This window comes from Desulfosporosinus sp. BICA1-9 (genome assembly GCF_000802135.1).
In genome coordinates this window covers 21,428-38,775 of sequence record NZ_JUEE01000094.1, presented here as the reverse complement: position 1 = coordinate 38,775, position 17,348 = coordinate 21,428, and the positions used below count along the sequence as shown (strand labels likewise).

Genomic DNA, 17,348 nt, shown 5'->3' with positions numbered 1-17,348 from the left:
AATAATTAAGAGAGGGTGATTGTATTGCTGTTAATCGGTAATGGTACGGTCTTAACTTTGGGCGAGCGGAATCAAGTTATTCCCAAGGGTGGTGTGCTAATTCAAGACAAAAAGATCCTGGAAATTGGGTCAACCCAAGATTTAAAGGCCCGGTACCCGGATGTAGAGTTTATTGATGCTCATGGAAAGCTGATCATGCCAGGGATGGTCAATACCCATATGCATCTTTACAGTACGTTTGCGCGTGGCATGGATTCCAAGAGTAAAGCTCCAAAAAGCTTTGGAGATATCCTTGAAGGACTTTGGTGGAAACTCGATAAATTACTGACCCTTGATGATGTCTATTACAGTGGTCTGACTCCTTTGATCGAGTGTATCAAAACAGGAACGACCACAATTATTGATCACCATGCCAGCCCCATGGCTATTACGGGGAGCTTATCCACGCTTGCTAAGGCAGCCAAAGAGATGGGGGTTCGGGCGGCCTTTTGTTATGAGGTCTCAGATCGGGATGGGGAAAAAATTGCCCAAGAAGGAATCCAAGAGAACGTTGACTTCATCAAAGCTTGTCAGGCTCAACCGGATGAAATGGTAGCAGGTATGTTCGGACTTCACGCTTCTTTGACCTTATCCGATCAAACCCTGACTCAGTGCAGTGAAGAAGCCAATCGTCTGGGTGCAGGATTTCACGTACATGTTGCCGAAGGAATTGAGGACTTAGAAGACAGTCTTGCCAAATACGGAATGCGGGTGGTCGAGCGCTTAGATAAGTTCAAGATTTTGGGACCCAAGACTATTGCAGTACACTGTGTACATATTGATGATCACGAGATCGAAATTCTTAATAATTCTCAAACCCAAGTTGTTCATAATCCGGAATCCAATATGGGAAATGCTGTTGGAGTAACACCCGTTCTTAAAATGCTCAGCCAAGGGGTCAAGGTGGGACTTGGAACGGATGGTTATACTTGTGACATGTTTGAAAGCGCCAAAGTAGGGAATGTACTTCATAAGCATGCCGCGGCGGATCCCAGTGTCGCCTGGGGTGAAATTCCTCAAATGCTTTATGGTAATAATCCTAAAATCGCCTCCGAATTGTTTGGCGGTAAGTTCGGCGAATTGACAGAAGGAGCATGGGCTGATGTTATCGTTGTCGATTACACGCCTCCGACTCCCATCGGACCTAACAATTGGACCGGACATCTTCTGTTTGGAGTCTCAGGACGGGCTGTCGAAACAACGGTCATCAATGGGCGCGTGCGCATGCTTGACCGAAAGCTGATCGACATTGATGAAGAAGCTATCGGTGCTCGGTCCAGGGAATTGGCCCAGGAAGTTTGGAATAGAATTTGAGGTGATCTTGATGAAGAATGTGTTAGGACTCCGCTGTATTGATTGTGGAAAGGAAGTCCCCGCCGAAGCTGGGACCTATACTTGTCCTACTTGTGGCAAAAAAGGTGGCATTATGGATGTCCTCTACGATTACCAAGAGATTAATCGGTTGACGTCACGTGAGCAACTAAGCCAGTCCAAAGATTATTCGATTTTTCGCTACCTTCCTTTTCTGCCCATTCATCCAGATTCAGCTCGCCCCCATCTGAGAGTGGGCTGGAGCCCGCTTTATAAACCGCAGGGACTGGGCAAAAGTCTAGGGATGAGTAACCTTTATATTAAAGACGACGGACAGAATCCCACCGCTTCCCTAAAGGACCGGGCTTCGATCATTGCCGTTATTAAAGCAGTCGAGGAAAAGGCGCCGACGGTCGCCGCTTCTTCAACTGGCAATGCCGCTTCATCCTTAGCGGGTAGTGCTGCGGCCATGGGGATTAAATCCGTTATTTTTGTGCCGAGCCGAGCACCCCAAGGGAAGATCGCTCAATTGCTGATCTTTGGAGCCACGGTGATTAGTGTCCAAGGGTCTTATGAAGATACCTTTAGACTTTCTGCAGAGGCCATTGATCGCTTTGGTTGGTATAATCGAAATGCGGCCATTAATCCGTATCTTGTCGAGGGTAAGAAGACCGTCGCCTTAGAGATTGCCGAGCAATTAAACTGGGAAGTGCCTGACTGGGTGATCCTGTCCGTTGGGGACGGCTGCACCATAGCAGGGGTCTGGAAAGGCTTTAAGGATCTATACAGTGCTGGGTGGATCGACCGCTTACCTAAAATTGCCGGAGTACAGTCCACTGGGTGTTGCCCACTCGTCGATGCCTTCGTGGAAAATCGCCCCTGGCAACCTAAGGAAGAGAATACAATCGCCGATAGTATTGCAGTCGGCGTGCCGCGCAATCCGGATAAAGCCTTAAATGCTGTTCGCGAATCAGGTGGCACGATGGTTGCAGTCTCCGATGAAGCGATCTTGGATGCCATGCGCGAACTGGGTAGAACCAGCGGTATTTTCGGAGAACCGGCGGGTGTGACTGGAACCGCCGGGCTTAAGGTTCTGGTGGAAAAAGGGGTCATTGGGGCCGACGAAAAAGTAGTTTCTATTGTAACCGGTAATGGGTTAAAGGATGTTCAGAATGCCATTAAAGCTGTGGGTGAGCCCATCAAAGTCGAGCCTTCGCTGAAAGAACTGTTAGTCAAGTTGGAAGGCGCTAATCGTGATTCGATATTCGATGTTCGAGGTTCGAACGAGAAGTGAAGAACGATGTAGAGGCGAAAGTCGGTTATGATATAAGGGGATGCGATATTCGAACCACGAACCACGAACCATGAACTATGAACTATGAACTATGAACACGTAATTTCGAACCACGAACATCGAACCACGAACCACGAATAAAGGGAGGTCCAATATGAGAAACTTGATTGATTTAACCATTAATGAAGAGCAGCTTAAAAAGACAGTGCAGAGTGTCAAGGAAAAAAATGTTGTTATCCCGACCCTAGCACAGATGAAAGATCCGAATAAGATACCTGCATCAGTCAAAGAGAAGTTAAAGAAAACTGGGTTATGGGACGTTGACCCCATTAACTTGTTCAGAATATCCTGGAAGAATCAACCCATTAAAGAGGGCGGCTTATTTAATCCCTTACCGAACTATGTGGAAATTCCTTTCGAAATTTCAGGGGTTAAAGCTAGAATTATCGCAATGTCAGGAAAGTATTTTCCAACCGGAGCTCATAAGGTTGGAGCAAGTTTTGCTTGTTTAGTTCCCCGTTTAGTGACGGGACAATTTGATCCAAAATTTCATGAGGCAGTTTGGCCTTCAACAGGGAACTACTGCCGCGGTGGAGCCTATAATTCTGCCTTATTAGGTTGTAAGTCCATTGCTATCTTACCAGAGAATATGAGTAAAGAGCGTTTTGAATGGCTGAAACAAGTTGCTGGCGAAGTTATTGCTACACCCGGCAGCGAAAGTAATGTCAAGGAAATTTACGACAAAACCTGGGAACTTCGGAGAACCCGAGATAATGTTGTGATCTTCAATCAGTTCGGAGAACTGGGTAATAATCTCTGGCACTATGAAGTCACAGGTAATGCTATGAATGATATTATTAAAGCGGAAATTGGGGCAAAGGGTAAAGTAGCAGGGGTATGCTTAACATCTGGTTCTGCTGGCACACTTGGAAGTGGAGACTTCATAAAAGATCAGTATCCTCATGCTAAACTTGCCGTTGGTGAAGCCTTACAGTGCCCAACCTTATTGAACAATGGTTTTGGTGAACATAGAATTGAAGGGATCGGGGATAAACATATCCCTTGGGTTCATAATGTTAGAAATACGGATATGGTAATCGCCATTGATGACAATGATAGTTTGGGTATGTTCCGTCTCTTTAATGAGCCAGCAGGACAGGACTATCTGAGAGAACAAGGGATTTCTGAAGAGGTCATCTCGAAGCTTTCTTGGGTTGGAATTTCAGGTGCTGCAAATATTCTATCTTGTATAAAATTCGCGAAATACTACGAGTTAACTGAAAATGATATTGTTATGACGGTGCTAACAGACTCTGCAGAAATGTATCAGTCGAGATTGCAAGAAATGGAAGCCGAAAGAGGCAAAGTCTATAGTTCGACAGATGCTGCCATTGATCATCACAAAAGTGTTATGGGTGTAAGAACAGACAGCATGGAAGAGTTAACCTATCAAACTAAAAAGCGTATTCATAACCTCAAGTACTACACTTGGATCGAACAACAAGAGTATGATGTGGAAGATCTAAATGCCCAATGGTATGACTATGACGAATACTGGGGCAGGTTGCATCAAATGGGTCCAGAACTCGATAAACTGATTGAACAGTTCAATGAAAAAACTGGTATTGCAAAATAAGCATTTAAATATATCACTACCTATAGATAGTATATGCATTAAGGGGATTTCCAATAAAATAGGTAATAAATACTACAGAGGCAGCGGTTCTTGCACAGGAACTACTGCCTCTTTTTCAAAAATATGAAAGGGGATACTTAAATGTCAATTTTAATAGAAAATGCTTTACACCTAATAACCTTTAATGATCGTGACGAAATACTAGAGAATGCAGATCTGCTCATAGATGGGAAGGAAATTATCGCAGTAGGGCAAGATTTAAATCTAAAGTTAACCTCTTCAGAAAAACCTCAAATTATTGATGCTCAGGGAATGGTGGTGCTTCCGGGGTTAGTAAATACTCATCACCACCTCTATCAAACCTTATTTCGCGGACTTCCGGAGGTCCAAGGAATGCCTCTCTTCTACTGGCTTATTAATCTTTACGAGTTTTGGCGTCATATCATCCCAGACGCTGTATATTATGGGGCAATGGTAGGTTTTAGCGAGCTTCTGCGTACAGGATGTACTTTAACAACGGACCATCATTATGTTTTTCCGAAAGGACAAGCCAGCACCTTCATCGATACCCAAATCACAGCGGCTCGCGAGATCGGAATTCGCTTTCACGCTACCCGTGGTTCCATGTCCTTGGGAAAAAGTGAAGGAGGTTTACCCCCTGATGAGGTGGTTCAAGACCCAGAGACCATACTCAAGGATTCACAACGTCTGATTGAGGCTTATCATGATCCCAATCCTTTGGCGATGACTCGCTTGGCGTTGGCACCTTGTTCCCCGTTCTCAGTAAGCCTAGATTTGATGCGGCAGTCCCAAATTTTGGCCAGAGAAAAAGGGGTCATGTTACATACTCATTTAGCAGAAACCCTCGATGAAGAGAAGTTTTGTTTAGAACGCTATGGACGGCGTCCAGTTGAATTGATGGAAGACGTAGGTTGGATAGGACCGGATGTTTGGTTTGCCCATGGGATTCATCTTAATGAGCGAGAAATTGCTCTTCTGGCCCAGAGTGGATCCGGGGTTGCCCATTGTCCGAGTTCGAATATGAAACTCGGAAGCGGAATTTGCCCAACCTCAGATTTGGTTAAAGCAGGTGCCAAACTAGGAATTGCCGTAGATGGTAGTGCTAGTAATGACGGCTCTAATATGTGGGAAGAAGTTCGCAGGGCTTATCTATTAAACCATCTGCGCTATAAAGAGGAAGGTCTTTCAGCTTATGAGACTTTGAAGTGTGCGACGCGTGGAGGGGCGGATGTCCTAGGTCGTCCTGATACTGGGCGTCTGGAAGCAGGCAAAGCGGCGGATATCATTTTAATGGATTTACAAGATGTAGCCTACGCAGGCTCCCACGATCCCCTGGTTTCGATAGTCTGCTGCGGGAACCAGAGCTTAGTGGATACCACAATCGTCAACGGGAAGGTGGTTGTCCGAAAGGGACAACTTCTTACCCAGGATACAGAGGAGATTCGCAAAAAAGCTCATCAAGTGGCGTGTGAAATCGTACAGAAGGAGCGGGGGTTGAAGAGGTAGTAGGGTAATTAAATCATCCTTCTAAAAGCTTATAAGATATAAGGATATGCAAACGTGTCTCGGGGTCATCCAAGTCTGCCGAGATAATCTTCTCAATCTTATTAACCCTGTGAACGAGGGTATTGCGGTGAATATACAGCGCATGGGCAGTTAACAGAACTTCAATGCCTAAAGAGTTTGTTTAGAAGACCATTAATCATTAATGATTACGTCGGTACAGGATTAAAAAGCCACCGCTTGAGCGCGGTGGCTTACGTTTGTTATTTATTAGATGAATCAACTGAGTTCTATATTGAACATATAACCTATAAAGCCTTACCAATTTGCACAAGCTTGTCTGCCGCCTGTGCAACCTGTCTTATAGCCCCTTGCATTTGGCCTAGTCCATTAGCTTGTGTTTCAGTAACTTCAGCTAACTGTACTACTGCTTCCAACATTGTGCCCACCGAAGCCAAGATCGCATGCACGCTAGCTTCAATGTTCACTACAGAATCCTTTGTTCCTTCAGCTAGCTTTCGCACTTCGCCAGCCACCACAGCAAAGCCACTTCCCAATTCTCCAGCCCGGGCTGCCTCGATGGAAGCATTAATACCAAGAATGTTGCTCTGAACTGAAATTTGCTTAATGGTCTTGGTAATTCCAGTAATCCGATCTAAATCTTTATTAGCTTGAGTGGCATCCGTCTCCATTAGGCGAGAGGTTGCCGCCAATTGTTGACCACCTCTAGACAAGCTTTCTAAACTTGCCGAAATTTCCTCAATCGATGCTAGGATCTCCTCACCCGTATTGATCAATAAATCATTTTTCTGTGTCGATATAACAATAGTTATAACACCCACGATTTCACCCTTATCAAAAACTGGATTGGCTGCCGCAATATATGGAATACCAAAAGCGTTTTTGTCCTGCCGGGCCACCATACGCTTACCCGCCCGTAAAGCTCTAACTGAGATCGTTTTCTCGATTTGTTCGAGGGGCAGTCCGACGGTAAGAGGCATTTTTTCCGTTTCTTTAGTTTTATGAACATATAAGACTTTTTCTAGGTCAATTATTATAACTGAAACCTCTTGTTCGTACCAGTCTTTTAAGTAGGGGGCAATCGCAACACAAGTTTCTATGTTCATTACTGCATCTCCTTGCATTTCTATAGATATATATTTAAGCCTGAAATGCTAACTCCGCGACTCAGGTTTGCGAGTTTTGCATCTACTATAAATGAGTACATAGCAATGATCTCGGGAAAAGCTATGTAATCATTTATAGTTAGAACATTTTTAATATTCAAACTGAGAATAAGTTAATTTTATACGACAAGCGCTATGTCGTCAATCAAATGGTGGTCAAAAAACAATTAAACGATTTCAGGCATCGGGAGTTTTTAAAATGTCAACCAGCATTGAAAAAGGTTTTAATAATAGACTTTTTGCACTTGGACATATACAATATTAGAAAAGTGGAAATTTTGCGACAGTAAGGAAATACCTAACGAGTCCATGGAGTTTGGGATAACTTATTATGGGACGTATAAGAAGCTTGGCTGCGAGAGCAATAAGTCAAGCAGAGATGAAAAACTTGCTTTGATAAGAAGAAGGAGTGTAGGATATGAAGGGAAAAAGTAAATCCTATGACAACTCCATGGAAAATGTAACGAGCGAAAGAGTTGATATTTTTGACAGGGAGAATATTAGAAATATTTTAGAAAGTCTTCCAACGACTGTATTTGTTACAGATAAGGAAGGGAATGTCGTTATTTCAACTTCGTTTACTGCAATGACACTTGGGCTTTCTCTAGAAGAACTCTTAAAATCAAATTTAAAAGACTTAGTTGAGAGAGGTTATTATAATAGGTCGTATGCCTTACAAGCAATGAAAGAAAAAAAGAAGATCACGGGGGTTTTGACGACAAAAGCTGGTTTTAAAATGGTTTCGACAAGTACTCCTATTATAGATGATTCGGGTGAAATAACCTTTGTGGTGACCGGCGGTCGACCTCAAGAGATAATCGATAATTTAAATACCCAAGAAAAGAAAGATAAAGTGAAAAGGTTGAAGAGAGAAATAGAATATTTGAGACTTCAAAAAATCAGTAACGAGCAGGTAGTGGCTGAGAGTATTGAGATGAGGAAAATATTTAAAACATGTTACGACATTGCTAAAACGGATAGTTCAATCTTGCTCTTAGGAGAAACGGGAACAGGAAAGGAAGTTTTGTCTAAATATATTCATCTAAATAGCAATCGAGAGAAAGGACCTTTTATTATAGTGAACTGTGCTGCTATTCCTGAAACACTGTTCGAATCGGAGCTGTTTGGATATGAGAAGGGGTCGTTTACTGGGGCTAATACTAGTGGGAAAGTAGGAGTTTTAGAAATAGCTCACGAAGGGACCTTGTTTCTAGATGAGATTTCAGAAATGCCATTGTCGCTACAAGCAAAATTATTAAGAGTTTTAGATAATAATGAAGTTCGCCGAGTAGGGGGGACCGTCAGTCATAAAGTTGATTTTCGTTTGGTTTGTGCGACAAACAGAGATTTAGCAGAAATGGTCGAAAGTGGAGAGTTCCGCGAAGATTTATATTATCGAATTAATGTCATACCTATTAAGATACCACCATTACGCAATCGTCCTGAAGATTTAATTGCTCTGGTCGATAAATTTCTAATGGAATTTAATAAGAAGTATCGGAGACGACATAAATTAAGCTCGACTGAGGTTCAGCATCTACTTAAACATCATTGGCCAGGAAATGTCAGAGAGTTAAGAAACTTTATTGAGAGAGCAGTTGTAACGAATCACGAAAATTTTGAACGTACTATAGACAACCATCAGATCCAGAACAAGATGATCTCATCGACGGATATAATGGATTGCTGTAGTACAGTTGGTAATTCGACACTTAAAGAATTTATGAGAGCGTCAGAAGAAAAATTTGTTAGGAAAATATTAGCGGAGTGTAATGGAAAAATCGGCGAGACTGCCAAAAAGCTTGGTATATATCGCACTGTTTTGTATCGAAAACTAAAATCATATGAAAGTAAAGAATGAGTAGTGACACTACAATATGTCAATTGGCAATGCAATTGTGCTACATTGGAACGACCTATCGCAACAGAGGCTAGGTGTGTAATTAAAACACAACTAGCCTTTTTTATTGCTAATTATATGACCGCAATTCAGCTGTGATTTTTCCAATTTTCGTTATTTATGTACCTTTTTAGGTACATATTTGTTAATTGAGGGAGTGCTTGAGAAATAATATGAAACATGAACCGAATTGGGTACATATTTCAGGAGGTTTTACAACAAAAACAACCAATTTTGACTATCACAAGAGAAGTACATTAGTACTTTGTATTAGCGGTTCATCCTAAAATGCCTTGTAACAGGGGCTTCTTGAGGAATTTTTATAATATTTTGACAATATGGCATTATTATTGCTTATAGAGTAATACACTGACAAAAAAACCTCGTGAAGGGAGCAATAGTATGTCTAAAATTAGAACTGCTGATGAAGTTGCAGCGTTGATTGAAGATGGTTCAACAGTTGGGGTATGTGCTTTTGGACTAGCAGGATGGCCGGAAGAAGTTGCGCAGTCCATGGAGAAACGATTCCTTGAAGTGGGACATCCCTGCAATATAACCTGCGTCCAGGGTTCTATAGCAGGGGACTGGAAAGAAAAAGGAACTACCCGTTTTGGACATGTAGGTTTTGTCAAACGATGGGTGGGAGCTTTTATCGGCTCGTCACCAAAAATGGCTAAGTTAATCGTGGAAAACAAGATTGAGGGATATAATCTGCCGCAAGGCGTGTCTGTTCAACTTTGGCGCGAAATAGCCGCAAAGAGACCTGGCCTTTTGACCAAGGTAGGTCTTGGGACCTTTGTTGACCCTCGCGTTGAAGGGGCAAAAATGAATGCTATGACCACTGAAGAGATTGTTAAAGTGGTTAACTTCGAAGACGAAGAATGGCTTTTTTATAAAACATTCCCTGTCAATGTTGCACTCATTCGGGGAAGCGTAGCCGATGAAAACGGTAATCTAACCATGGACCGAGAGGGTATTCTAGTTGAAGCCCTACCGTTGGCCCAAGCAACAAAAAACAGTGGCGGTATTGTCATTGCTCAAGTAGAGCATATCTCTAAAGCACATTCTTTACATCCAAAACAGATTAAGGTTCCGGGTATTCTAGTTGATTATATCGTTGTTTCGACAAATCCAGAAAATCATTTTCAGACCGAGGGTTTGTATTATTGTCCGGAATTTGCAGGAGATTTAAAGGTACCGCTAGGCTCAATTCCCCAACTCCCTTTGGGTGAACGGAAAATTATTGCTCGCCGTGCCGCGATGGAACTGGAACTTGACGCAATTGTCAATCTAGGGATTGGTATGCCATCCGATATCGCTTCCGTAGCTGCTGAAGAACACGCGAGCGATCTGATGACTCTAACGACGGAATGTGGAGGTATTGGGGGCATTCCAGCAGGTAGACCTCATTTTGGGCATTCCTTTAACGCAGAGGCATATGTTGAACATCATGCCCAGTTTGACTTTTATGATGGAGGCGGAATTGATGTAGCCTTTTTAGGGCTAGCTCAAACGGATAAAGATGGAAATGTCAATGTCAGTAAATTCAAAGGACGGTTTGTTGGCTGTGGTGGATTTATCAATATTTCTCAAAATTCTAAAAAAGTCATCTTCACCGGCGCTTTCACTGCGAATGGATTAGTAGTTGACGTTAAAGACGGTCAATTATCGATAGTTCAAGAGGGTAAGGGTAAAAAGTTTCTTGATCAAGTCGAACAAATTACCTTCAGTGGTAAGTATGCCCAGCAGATTAAGCAACAGGTTCTATATATTACCGAACGAGCAGTGTTTACCTTGGAAGAAGGGCAGATGACTCTTATTGAGATTGCACCTGGTATAGATTTGGAAAAGGACATATTGGCACAGATGGATTTCAAACCGAGGATTTCACCTGATTTAAAAACTATGCCCAGCGCGATCTTTCAACCGGTGTGGGGAAAACTCAAACATACGATTGAAGCAAAAACGAAGGGTGCTGAGATACTGACGGACAAGTCGCTAAATCCTGAGCAACAAAGATTACAAGAACTGGCCCGCCCTCGGGTCGGAAAAACCCTCCGAAGTACTAAATTATCAATACCAAACACGATCCCGCATAAATTGCGGGTCCACTCGTTGTTTACATATCAAATTTGAAACCGTCGTAGCTTATAGTCATTTATAAATTTCTCATGTGTGACTTCTGCAACTTGCAAACAACTTGTCCACTCAGTCAGGCTGTTTAGGCAAAAAACCCACTGGAAACCAAAGTGGCATCCAGTGGGTTTTGTTCTACTTAAACAGAAGGTTTTCTAAAAGGTATCACCTTAGCCGTACTTTTCTTAGGTGTTGGTGCGCTGTCGCCGCAAGATTCGCACCCTCCACCACAGCCCGTTTTATTGCCGATAAAAACTTTGCGCCATGATATTTGCCATTTTTCGTTTATTTGATCAACACGGGTCTCTACTTCATACTGGGGTCCACGTTGTTGATTGGCTAACCTAGCTTCGGTTGTGGCAACAATATTGGCAGTTTTTAAGGCTTGCTTCTCGGAGTCATAGAGGGTCTGGATTTTTACCCATTCCATCGTTTCCATCTTGAATCGCTCCTTAGTAACACTTCACTCTTCCTATAATAACCACTTAATTGAAGATATTGCAAGAGGTGGCATGAAATTATTGAGGATCATTTCTTTAACTATACCTATTATTATGGTAATATATAGAAAAGCCAAAAGGGGCGGTTCGAGCTATGTCATTACCAAAGGAAGATAAAAAATATACCTACACCGATTACTTAACTTGGCCGGAACACGAACGGTGGGAAATAATCGATGGTCTGCCGTTTATGCAGTCAGCTCCTAAATGGGAACATCAAAGCATATCAAGTGAGCTACACAGGCAAATATCTAACTACTTGCTTGATAAACCATGTAGAGTGTTTGCCTCACCTTTCGACTTATGTCTCGTAGAAGATAATGAAAATGATGACGACATTTCAAATGTTGTACAACCGGATATTGTAGTAGTGTGTGACGAAACTAAACTTAGGAAAACCGGATATTTCGGAGTGCCCATTCTAATCATTGAAATATCTTCACCATCCACTGCAATACAGGACCGGGTAGTGAAATTCAACAGGTACGAAAAGGCAGGTGTTAAAGAATATTGGATCGTAGAACCTGACGGTAAATATATTAACGTATTCACATTACAGGAAAACAAACGATATGGGCGTCCCGAAGCGTATACTGAGGAAGACAAAGTGTATGTAACTGTTTTCCCGGATTTTACAGTTGATTTGAAACTAGTGTTTGACGGTATTCCAAATAACTAATTAAAGGATAGTGGTTAGTATGTGTCCCTATGATATGGAGATTGAGAATATTAAGAATCAACTTATTGTAAAATGTCCATATAACTAGAACTTCGAAAACGTCCAAATGGAACCTAAGCTGTCGAAAGCACTTGGGTTCTTTTTGTTTCGTAGGCTTATCAATTAGAAACAAAATAAAAATTTAACCAGAAAAGTTGGCACATTAATTGCATATATAATTAGCGAAAGTCAAATGGTCCATGATCAATGAATTCGATATAGGGGGAGATAGAAGGTCAATAGACAAAACAAGAAATTGTTTTTTAAATACCGTATTAAATCACTAGTTTCATTACAAAATATTAAAAAGAGGAGCGTTATTTGAAATGAATGACAAAATCAAATGGATTCAAAATAATATGGTAAAGAAAAGTGGGACTGGTGTATCAACGGAACTTTTCAGTAAAAAGGAAATAAATAAGGCCATAAATTTTCACAGAACCTTCCCTGATTATCAACCAACCCCGCTTCGTCAACTCGACAGACTGGCTAATAACTTAGGCGTCGGTGGGATTTATGTTAAAGATGAGTCTTATCGGTTTGGTTTAAATGCGTTTAAGGCCCTAGGTGGTTCATATGCCATCGGGAGATACCTAGCGCAGCACCTCAACAGAGATATTAGCGAACTACCGTTCCAAGTTCTTACTTCCCCGGAGATTAAGGAGCAATTAGGCAATATCACATTTGCCACCACCACTGACGGGAATCATGGCCGAGGAATTGCCTGGACAGCCCGTCAATTGCGTCAAAAGTCCGTAGTCTATATGCCTAAGGGATCTTCTGAATATCGCCTTGAAAGAATTAGATCCGAAGGTGCAGAGGCTGAGATCACGGATCTGAATTACGATGATGCTGTACGCATGACTGCCGTAGAGGCCGAAAAACACGGTTGGGTCGTTGTGCAAGATACGTCCTGGGAAGGGTATGAGGAGATTCCGACCTGGATTATGCAAGGCTATGGTACAATGTCAGCTGAGGCTTTGGAACAGCTCAATAACATCGGCATCGAGAAACCAACTCATGTTTTTGTTCAGGCAGGAGTCGGTGCCCTGGCTGGGTCTGTACAAGGTTATTTTGCTTCCTTGTTTAAAGAGGATTGCCCCAAAACCGTGATCGTCGAAGCAGATCAAGCGGATTGTTTATATAAATCAGCCCTGGCAGGGGATGGTAAACCACGGGTGGTCGGCGGAGACATGGCCACTGTTATGGCAGGACTCGCTTGTGGAGAGCCTAACTTAATTGGGTGGAATATCTTGCGGGATTACAGTGACTTGTTTGTTTCTTGCCCTGACTGGGTAGCAGCGAAAGGAATGCGCGTGCTGGCTAATCCTTTGCTTGGGGATCCAAAGGTAATTTCGGGCGAATCCGGCGCAGTGACTGCTGGGTTGCTTAGCTCAATTTTGCTAGACGATGCCTTCAAAGGCGCTCGGGAAGCACTCCAGCTGGATGAAAAATCCCAAATCCTGATCTTTAACACTGAAGGAAATACAGATCCTTATAAATATCGCAGTATTGTCTGGGATGGAGAATTGCCGTCAGGGGGACGTTAATCTGGTTTCTCTATGGAAAATACCTAATTGAAGGAAGCACACAGTCGTTAAGATAAGGTGCTTCCTTTTCTTTTTTAATATAGTTGAATTCTTGAGGAATTATTTGAGTTGGATTAAAATGCGAAGCGGCGAGAAGTTGTATATAATGTAAGCTAAAGCAAATAATATGAGGTGTAAAGCATGTTGTATCACCTGCGCAGTATTAAGAGTACGGTCCAACAAACTGCAGACGCTATTGCTGCAGCCCTGAAAATTGAAGTTGAAATTGCCGATATCGATCTAATACGGGTTGCTGGAACCGGGAAGTATAAAAGCAAATGTGGCGGCCCAATGGACGATGGTTTTGTTTATCGGCATGTGATCAAAACAGGGGAGCCAGTAATCATTGACAATCCTGGCTTCAACGAACTCTGCCAGCCCTGTCCCTGCAGGGGAAACTGTCTTGAATATGCGGAAGTAGCTATACCTATCCGCATTGATGATCAAATCATAGGGGTTATTGGGTTAGTGAGCTTTGATGAGGAGCAAACAAAGCGGCTGATGGACAATAAACAATCCCTCCTGCTCTTTCTGGAAAAGATGGCGGAACTCCTGGTTGGGAAGGCAGCAGAAATTCAACAGAATCACGATCGAGACCTTATAACCAGCCAATTAATCACAGTACTAAATCTATTGCATGATGGGATTTTGTTGGTCAACGATCAGCAACAAGTGACTCATTACAACACTTTGGCTGGTAAATTGTTAGATATTGATGAGCAAGAAGAACAGGCTTTATATCACTTGTTGGATGACAAAAAACTATGGCAGGCCGTTGAACGTGGCGAGACGTTTTCTGGAAACATCCAAGGAAAGAGGGTGGCTACTCAACTTTACTGTGATGTTGTGCCGATTAAAAAGGAAGGAAAGATTGAGGGGGCGGTCATTACTCTTAGGGATATTCAACAAATTAAAAAGTTGGTCAAAGCGGCCACCGTCAGTGATATTGAAACCCATTTTTCGCAGATTATCGGAGAATCTAGAAAGATGAAAGATATAAAGGCCATGGCCTTACATGTAGCTCCCAGTAAGGCAACCCTCTTGATTCAAGGAGAAAGTGGAACAGGAAAAGAACTCTTTGCCCGGGCGATACATCAGAGCAGTAAACGCAAAGGGCATACGTTTATTGCCATAAACTGTGGGGCCATTCCTGAGAATCTCCTGGAAAGTGAATTGTTCGGATATGAAGAAGGATCGTTCACAGGTGCTAAGCGAGGCGGAAAACTCGGGAAATTTGAGCTCGCTCACAATGGGACGCTTTTTTTGGACGAGATTGGGGACATGCCACTTCACCTCCAGGTAAAAATATTAAGAGTATTACAAGAACGAAGAGTCGAGCGTATAGGTAGTACACGTTCAATTCCAGTGGACGTACGTGTGATTGCCGCCACTCACAGAGATTTGGATAACATGGTAAAAACGGGAGAGTTTCGGGAAGATCTCTATTATCGTTTAAATGTTATTCCCTTAACGATTCCTCCACTACGTGAACGTTTAGAGGATGTCCCAACACTAGTCCACTTCTATTTAGATTATTATGCTACCGTAACCGATCGAAAGGTTAGTGGAATTACTCCGGAAGCTATTGAAATCCTATCCCGCTTCACTTGGCCTGGAAATGTCCGAGAACTAGGCAATGTCGTTGAATACTGCGTCACAATGGTGGCTGGAGGGATGATTACTGCTGATACTTTGCCACAAAGGATCAAAACAGACGATAAACCAGAAATCAAACATTCACCGATAAACCTAAAAGTGCTAGAACGGGAAGCGATTATGAAGGCGTTAACTTTGGTTGATACTGAGGGGCATAAGGAAGATGCAGCAAAATTATTAGGAATTAGCAGGGCATCTCTCTATCGTAAGATTAAGGAATACCAAATTGGTGAGAATAGAACTTTTTCTTAGTAGGTATATTGACTTCGAATCTCCATTCTTCCAAGAATCGGCGTTTCAAAGATAGACGTTTGTATCAAAATGAGACTCGCGGGGAAGATTGTCGAATTGACAGCTATTCCAGACTTTTTATGGTTTCAATCCGCTTTATAAGGTGTCTCAAATTGAGAATTGGGATGGCGTGATAATAAATTAATTCTAGGGGAAGATACGACTAATCACGCTAAAATGAATAAATTTAATTTTTAAGATAGCTTGGCATGGTTTTTGCAACATATTAAAGCATGTCGACCATACAGGTTAGCTTATGGGTGAACTGAACTACCATTAATCCAACAGTACTGAAAGGGGAATTTATTTTGAAAATGGATTTTGCAAAAGTTCTTGAACTAGCCAAGAAATATGAACCCGAGATGAGTCGCTTTTTAAGAGACCTTATCGCCATCCCGGGAGAAAGCTGTGATGAAAAAGGGACAGTACTCCGCATCAAGGAAGAGATGGAAAAAGTCGGCTTTGATAAAGTTGAAATTGACCCGCAAGGTAACGTTCTAGGCTATATCGGTCATGGTAAACACCTAATTGCTATGGACGCCCATATTGACACAGTGGGCGTAGGAAGCCTGGAGAATTGGCAGTATGACCCTTATAAAGGGTTTGAAGATGATGAAATTATTATCGGACGAGGTGCCTCTGACCAAATCGGTGGAATGGCATCGATGGTTTATGCTGGAAAGATTATCAAAGATCTCGGCTTAGAAGATGATTACACCCTGGTTGTTGTCGGTTCCGTACAGGAAGAAGATTGTGATGGATTATGCTGGCAGTACATTATTAAAGAAGACAAAGTTGTACCTGAATTTGTTGTCATTACCGAACCAACTGATGGGAAGATTTATCGCGGACATCGTGGTCGGATGGAAATTAAGGTATTGACAAAAGGTGTTAGTTGTCATGGCTCGGCTCCAGAGCGTGGCGACAATGCAATTTACAAAATGGCTCCGATTCTCCAAGAACTACGCAGCTTACATGAAAATCTTATGGACCATCCGTTCCTTGGCAAAGGGAGCTTGACAGTTTCGGAAATCTTCCATACTTCACCTTCGCGCTGTGCAGTTGCAGATAGTTGTTGGATTTCTGTCGATCGTCGCTTAACTGCTGGAGAATCATGGGAATATGCAGTTCAACAAATTAAAAACCTTCCTTCAGTTAAAGCCGCTGGTGCAGAAGTTACCATGTACATGTATGATCGACCTTCCTATACTAACCTAGTTTATCCAACAGAATGCTATTTCCCAACCTGGCTTATCGAAGAGGGACATCCAGTAACCAGTACTCTTGAAGATGCTTACAAAGGATTATTCGGTAAAGATCCAGTGGTAGACAAGTGGACATTCTCTACGAACGGTGTTTCCATCATGGGACGCTATGGAATTCCTTGCATCGGTTTTGGACCAGGACACGAGGACCAAGCACATGCTCCCAATGAGCGGACCTGGAAAAAAGAACTGGTGGATTGTGCAGCTATGTATGCAGCTATCCCTACTCTTTATGTTCAAGACTATGCTGATAAGATGCCAAAGGATACGGAGAACTTAGTTAAGATTGGGTGAGGCGTGAT

Annotated in this window: 13 protein-coding genes; 10 read left to right on the top strand and 3 right to left on the bottom strand. The window is 42.5% G+C overall.

All coding sequences use genetic code 11. The features are described from left to right. The first annotated feature begins 24 nt into the window (after positions 1–24). The 4 genes from ssnA to JL57_RS12630 all read left to right on the top strand — a co-directional run bounded on the left by ssnA (position 25) and on the right by JL57_RS12630 (position 5,807). Complete coding sequence (ssnA, locus tag JL57_RS12645) at positions 25–1,353, top strand: putative aminohydrolase SsnA (protein WP_034142410.1); 1,329 nt, start codon at positions 25–27, stop codon at positions 1,351–1,353. A gap of 10 nt (positions 1,354–1,363) precedes the next feature. Beyond that, on the top strand, positions 1,364–2,644 hold the full coding sequence (gene thrC, locus JL57_RS12640; RefSeq protein WP_034142409.1) for a threonine synthase: 1,281 nt from the start codon (positions 1,364–1,366) through the stop codon (positions 2,642–2,644). A 154-nt stretch (positions 2,645–2,798) separates the two neighbouring features. Beyond that, the gene (locus JL57_RS12635) at positions 2,799–4,280 is read left to right on the top strand and encodes a pyridoxal-phosphate dependent enzyme (RefSeq protein WP_034142408.1); all 1,482 of its coding nucleotides are present in this window, start codon (positions 2,799–2,801) and stop codon (positions 4,278–4,280) included. Positions 4,281–4,421: 141 nt separating this feature from the next. Beyond that, positions 4,422–5,807, top strand: coding sequence for an 8-oxoguanine deaminase (locus tag JL57_RS12630; protein WP_034142407.1), 1,386 nt, complete (start codon positions 4,422–4,424; stop codon positions 5,805–5,807). A 13-nt stretch (positions 5,808–5,820) separates the two neighbouring features. Here JL57_RS12630 and JL57_RS36385 read toward each other — a convergent pair whose 3' ends face one another. Both JL57_RS36385 and JL57_RS12625 read right to left on the bottom strand, forming a co-directional pair. Next, on the bottom strand, positions 5,821–5,946 hold the full coding sequence (locus tag JL57_RS36385; RefSeq protein WP_366557019.1) for a helix-turn-helix domain-containing protein: 126 nt from the start codon (positions 5,944–5,946) through the stop codon (positions 5,821–5,823). Between the two features lie 166 nt (positions 5,947–6,112). Further along, positions 6,113–6,931 (bottom strand): methyl-accepting chemotaxis protein, encoded by an 819-nt coding sequence (locus JL57_RS12625; RefSeq protein ID WP_034142406.1) that lies wholly within the window; start codon positions 6,929–6,931, stop codon positions 6,113–6,115. A gap of 478 nt (positions 6,932–7,409) precedes the next feature. Between JL57_RS12625 and JL57_RS12620 the strand changes: the two genes are divergently transcribed. Together JL57_RS12620 and JL57_RS12615 are read left to right on the top strand one after the other, a co-directional pair. Next, positions 7,410–8,852 (top strand): sigma-54-dependent Fis family transcriptional regulator, encoded by a 1,443-nt coding sequence (locus tag JL57_RS12620; protein WP_291300025.1) that lies wholly within the window; start codon positions 7,410–7,412, stop codon positions 8,850–8,852. A 441-nt stretch (positions 8,853–9,293) separates the two neighbouring features. Next, positions 9,294–11,027 (top strand): acyl CoA:acetate/3-ketoacid CoA transferase, encoded by a 1,734-nt coding sequence (locus JL57_RS12615; protein WP_291300024.1) that lies wholly within the window; start codon positions 9,294–9,296, stop codon positions 11,025–11,027. A 139-nt stretch (positions 11,028–11,166) separates the two neighbouring features. Here JL57_RS12615 and JL57_RS12610 read toward each other — a convergent pair whose 3' ends face one another. Continuing rightward, positions 11,167–11,466: a hypothetical protein gene (locus JL57_RS12610; protein WP_291300023.1), complete on the bottom strand. Its 300-nt coding sequence runs from the start codon at positions 11,464–11,466 to the stop codon at positions 11,167–11,169. Positions 11,467–11,621: 155 nt separating this feature from the next. Here JL57_RS12610 and JL57_RS12605 point away from each other — a divergent pair, with 155 nt between their 5' ends. The 4 genes from JL57_RS12605 to JL57_RS12590 all read left to right on the top strand — a co-directional run bounded on the left by JL57_RS12605 (position 11,622) and on the right by JL57_RS12590 (position 17,340). Continuing rightward, on the top strand, positions 11,622–12,206 hold the full coding sequence (locus JL57_RS12605) for a Uma2 family endonuclease (protein ID WP_034142405.1): 585 nt from the start codon (positions 11,622–11,624) through the stop codon (positions 12,204–12,206). Positions 12,207–12,571: 365 nt separating this feature from the next. Then, positions 12,572–13,795 (top strand): diaminopropionate ammonia-lyase, encoded by a 1,224-nt coding sequence (gene dpaL / locus JL57_RS12600; protein ID WP_034142404.1) that lies wholly within the window; start codon positions 12,572–12,574, stop codon positions 13,793–13,795. A gap of 180 nt (positions 13,796–13,975) precedes the next feature. Continuing rightward, on the top strand, positions 13,976–15,742 hold the full coding sequence (locus JL57_RS12595) for a sigma 54-interacting transcriptional regulator (protein ID WP_034142403.1): 1,767 nt from the start codon (positions 13,976–13,978) through the stop codon (positions 15,740–15,742). Positions 15,743–16,095: 353 nt separating this feature from the next. Next, complete coding sequence (locus JL57_RS12590) at positions 16,096–17,340, top strand: YgeY family selenium metabolism-linked hydrolase (protein WP_034142420.1); 1,245 nt, start codon at positions 16,096–16,098, stop codon at positions 17,338–17,340. Positions 17,341–17,348 lie beyond the last annotated feature (8 nt).

Coding starts and splice junctions, on each gene's coding strand:
- thrC (WP_034142409.1), top strand. CDS start 1,364: ATGAAGAATGTGTTAGGACTCCGCTGTATTGATTGTGGAAAGGAAGTC.
- JL57_RS12635 (WP_034142408.1), top strand. CDS start 2,799: ATGAGAAACTTGATTGATTTAACCATTAATGAAGAGCAGCTTAAAAAG.
- JL57_RS12630 (WP_034142407.1), top strand. CDS start 4,422: ATGTCAATTTTAATAGAAAATGCTTTACACCTAATAACCTTTAATGAT.
- JL57_RS12625 (WP_034142406.1), bottom strand. CDS start 6,931: ATGAACATAGAAACTTGTGTTGCGATTGCCCCCTACTTAAAAGACTGG.
- JL57_RS12620 (WP_291300025.1), top strand. CDS start 7,410: ATGAAGGGAAAAAGTAAATCCTATGACAACTCCATGGAAAATGTAACG.
- JL57_RS12615 (WP_291300024.1), top strand. CDS start 9,294: ATGTCTAAAATTAGAACTGCTGATGAAGTTGCAGCGTTGATTGAAGAT.
- JL57_RS12610 (WP_291300023.1), bottom strand. CDS start 11,466: ATGGAAACGATGGAATGGGTAAAAATCCAGACCCTCTATGACTCCGAG.
- JL57_RS12605 (WP_034142405.1), top strand. CDS start 11,622: ATGTCATTACCAAAGGAAGATAAAAAATATACCTACACCGATTACTTA.
- dpaL (WP_034142404.1), top strand. CDS start 12,572: ATGAATGACAAAATCAAATGGATTCAAAATAATATGGTAAAGAAAAGT.
- JL57_RS12595 (WP_034142403.1), top strand. CDS start 13,976: ATGTTGTATCACCTGCGCAGTATTAAGAGTACGGTCCAACAAACTGCA.
- JL57_RS12590 (WP_034142420.1), top strand. CDS start 16,096: ATGGATTTTGCAAAAGTTCTTGAACTAGCCAAGAAATATGAACCCGAG.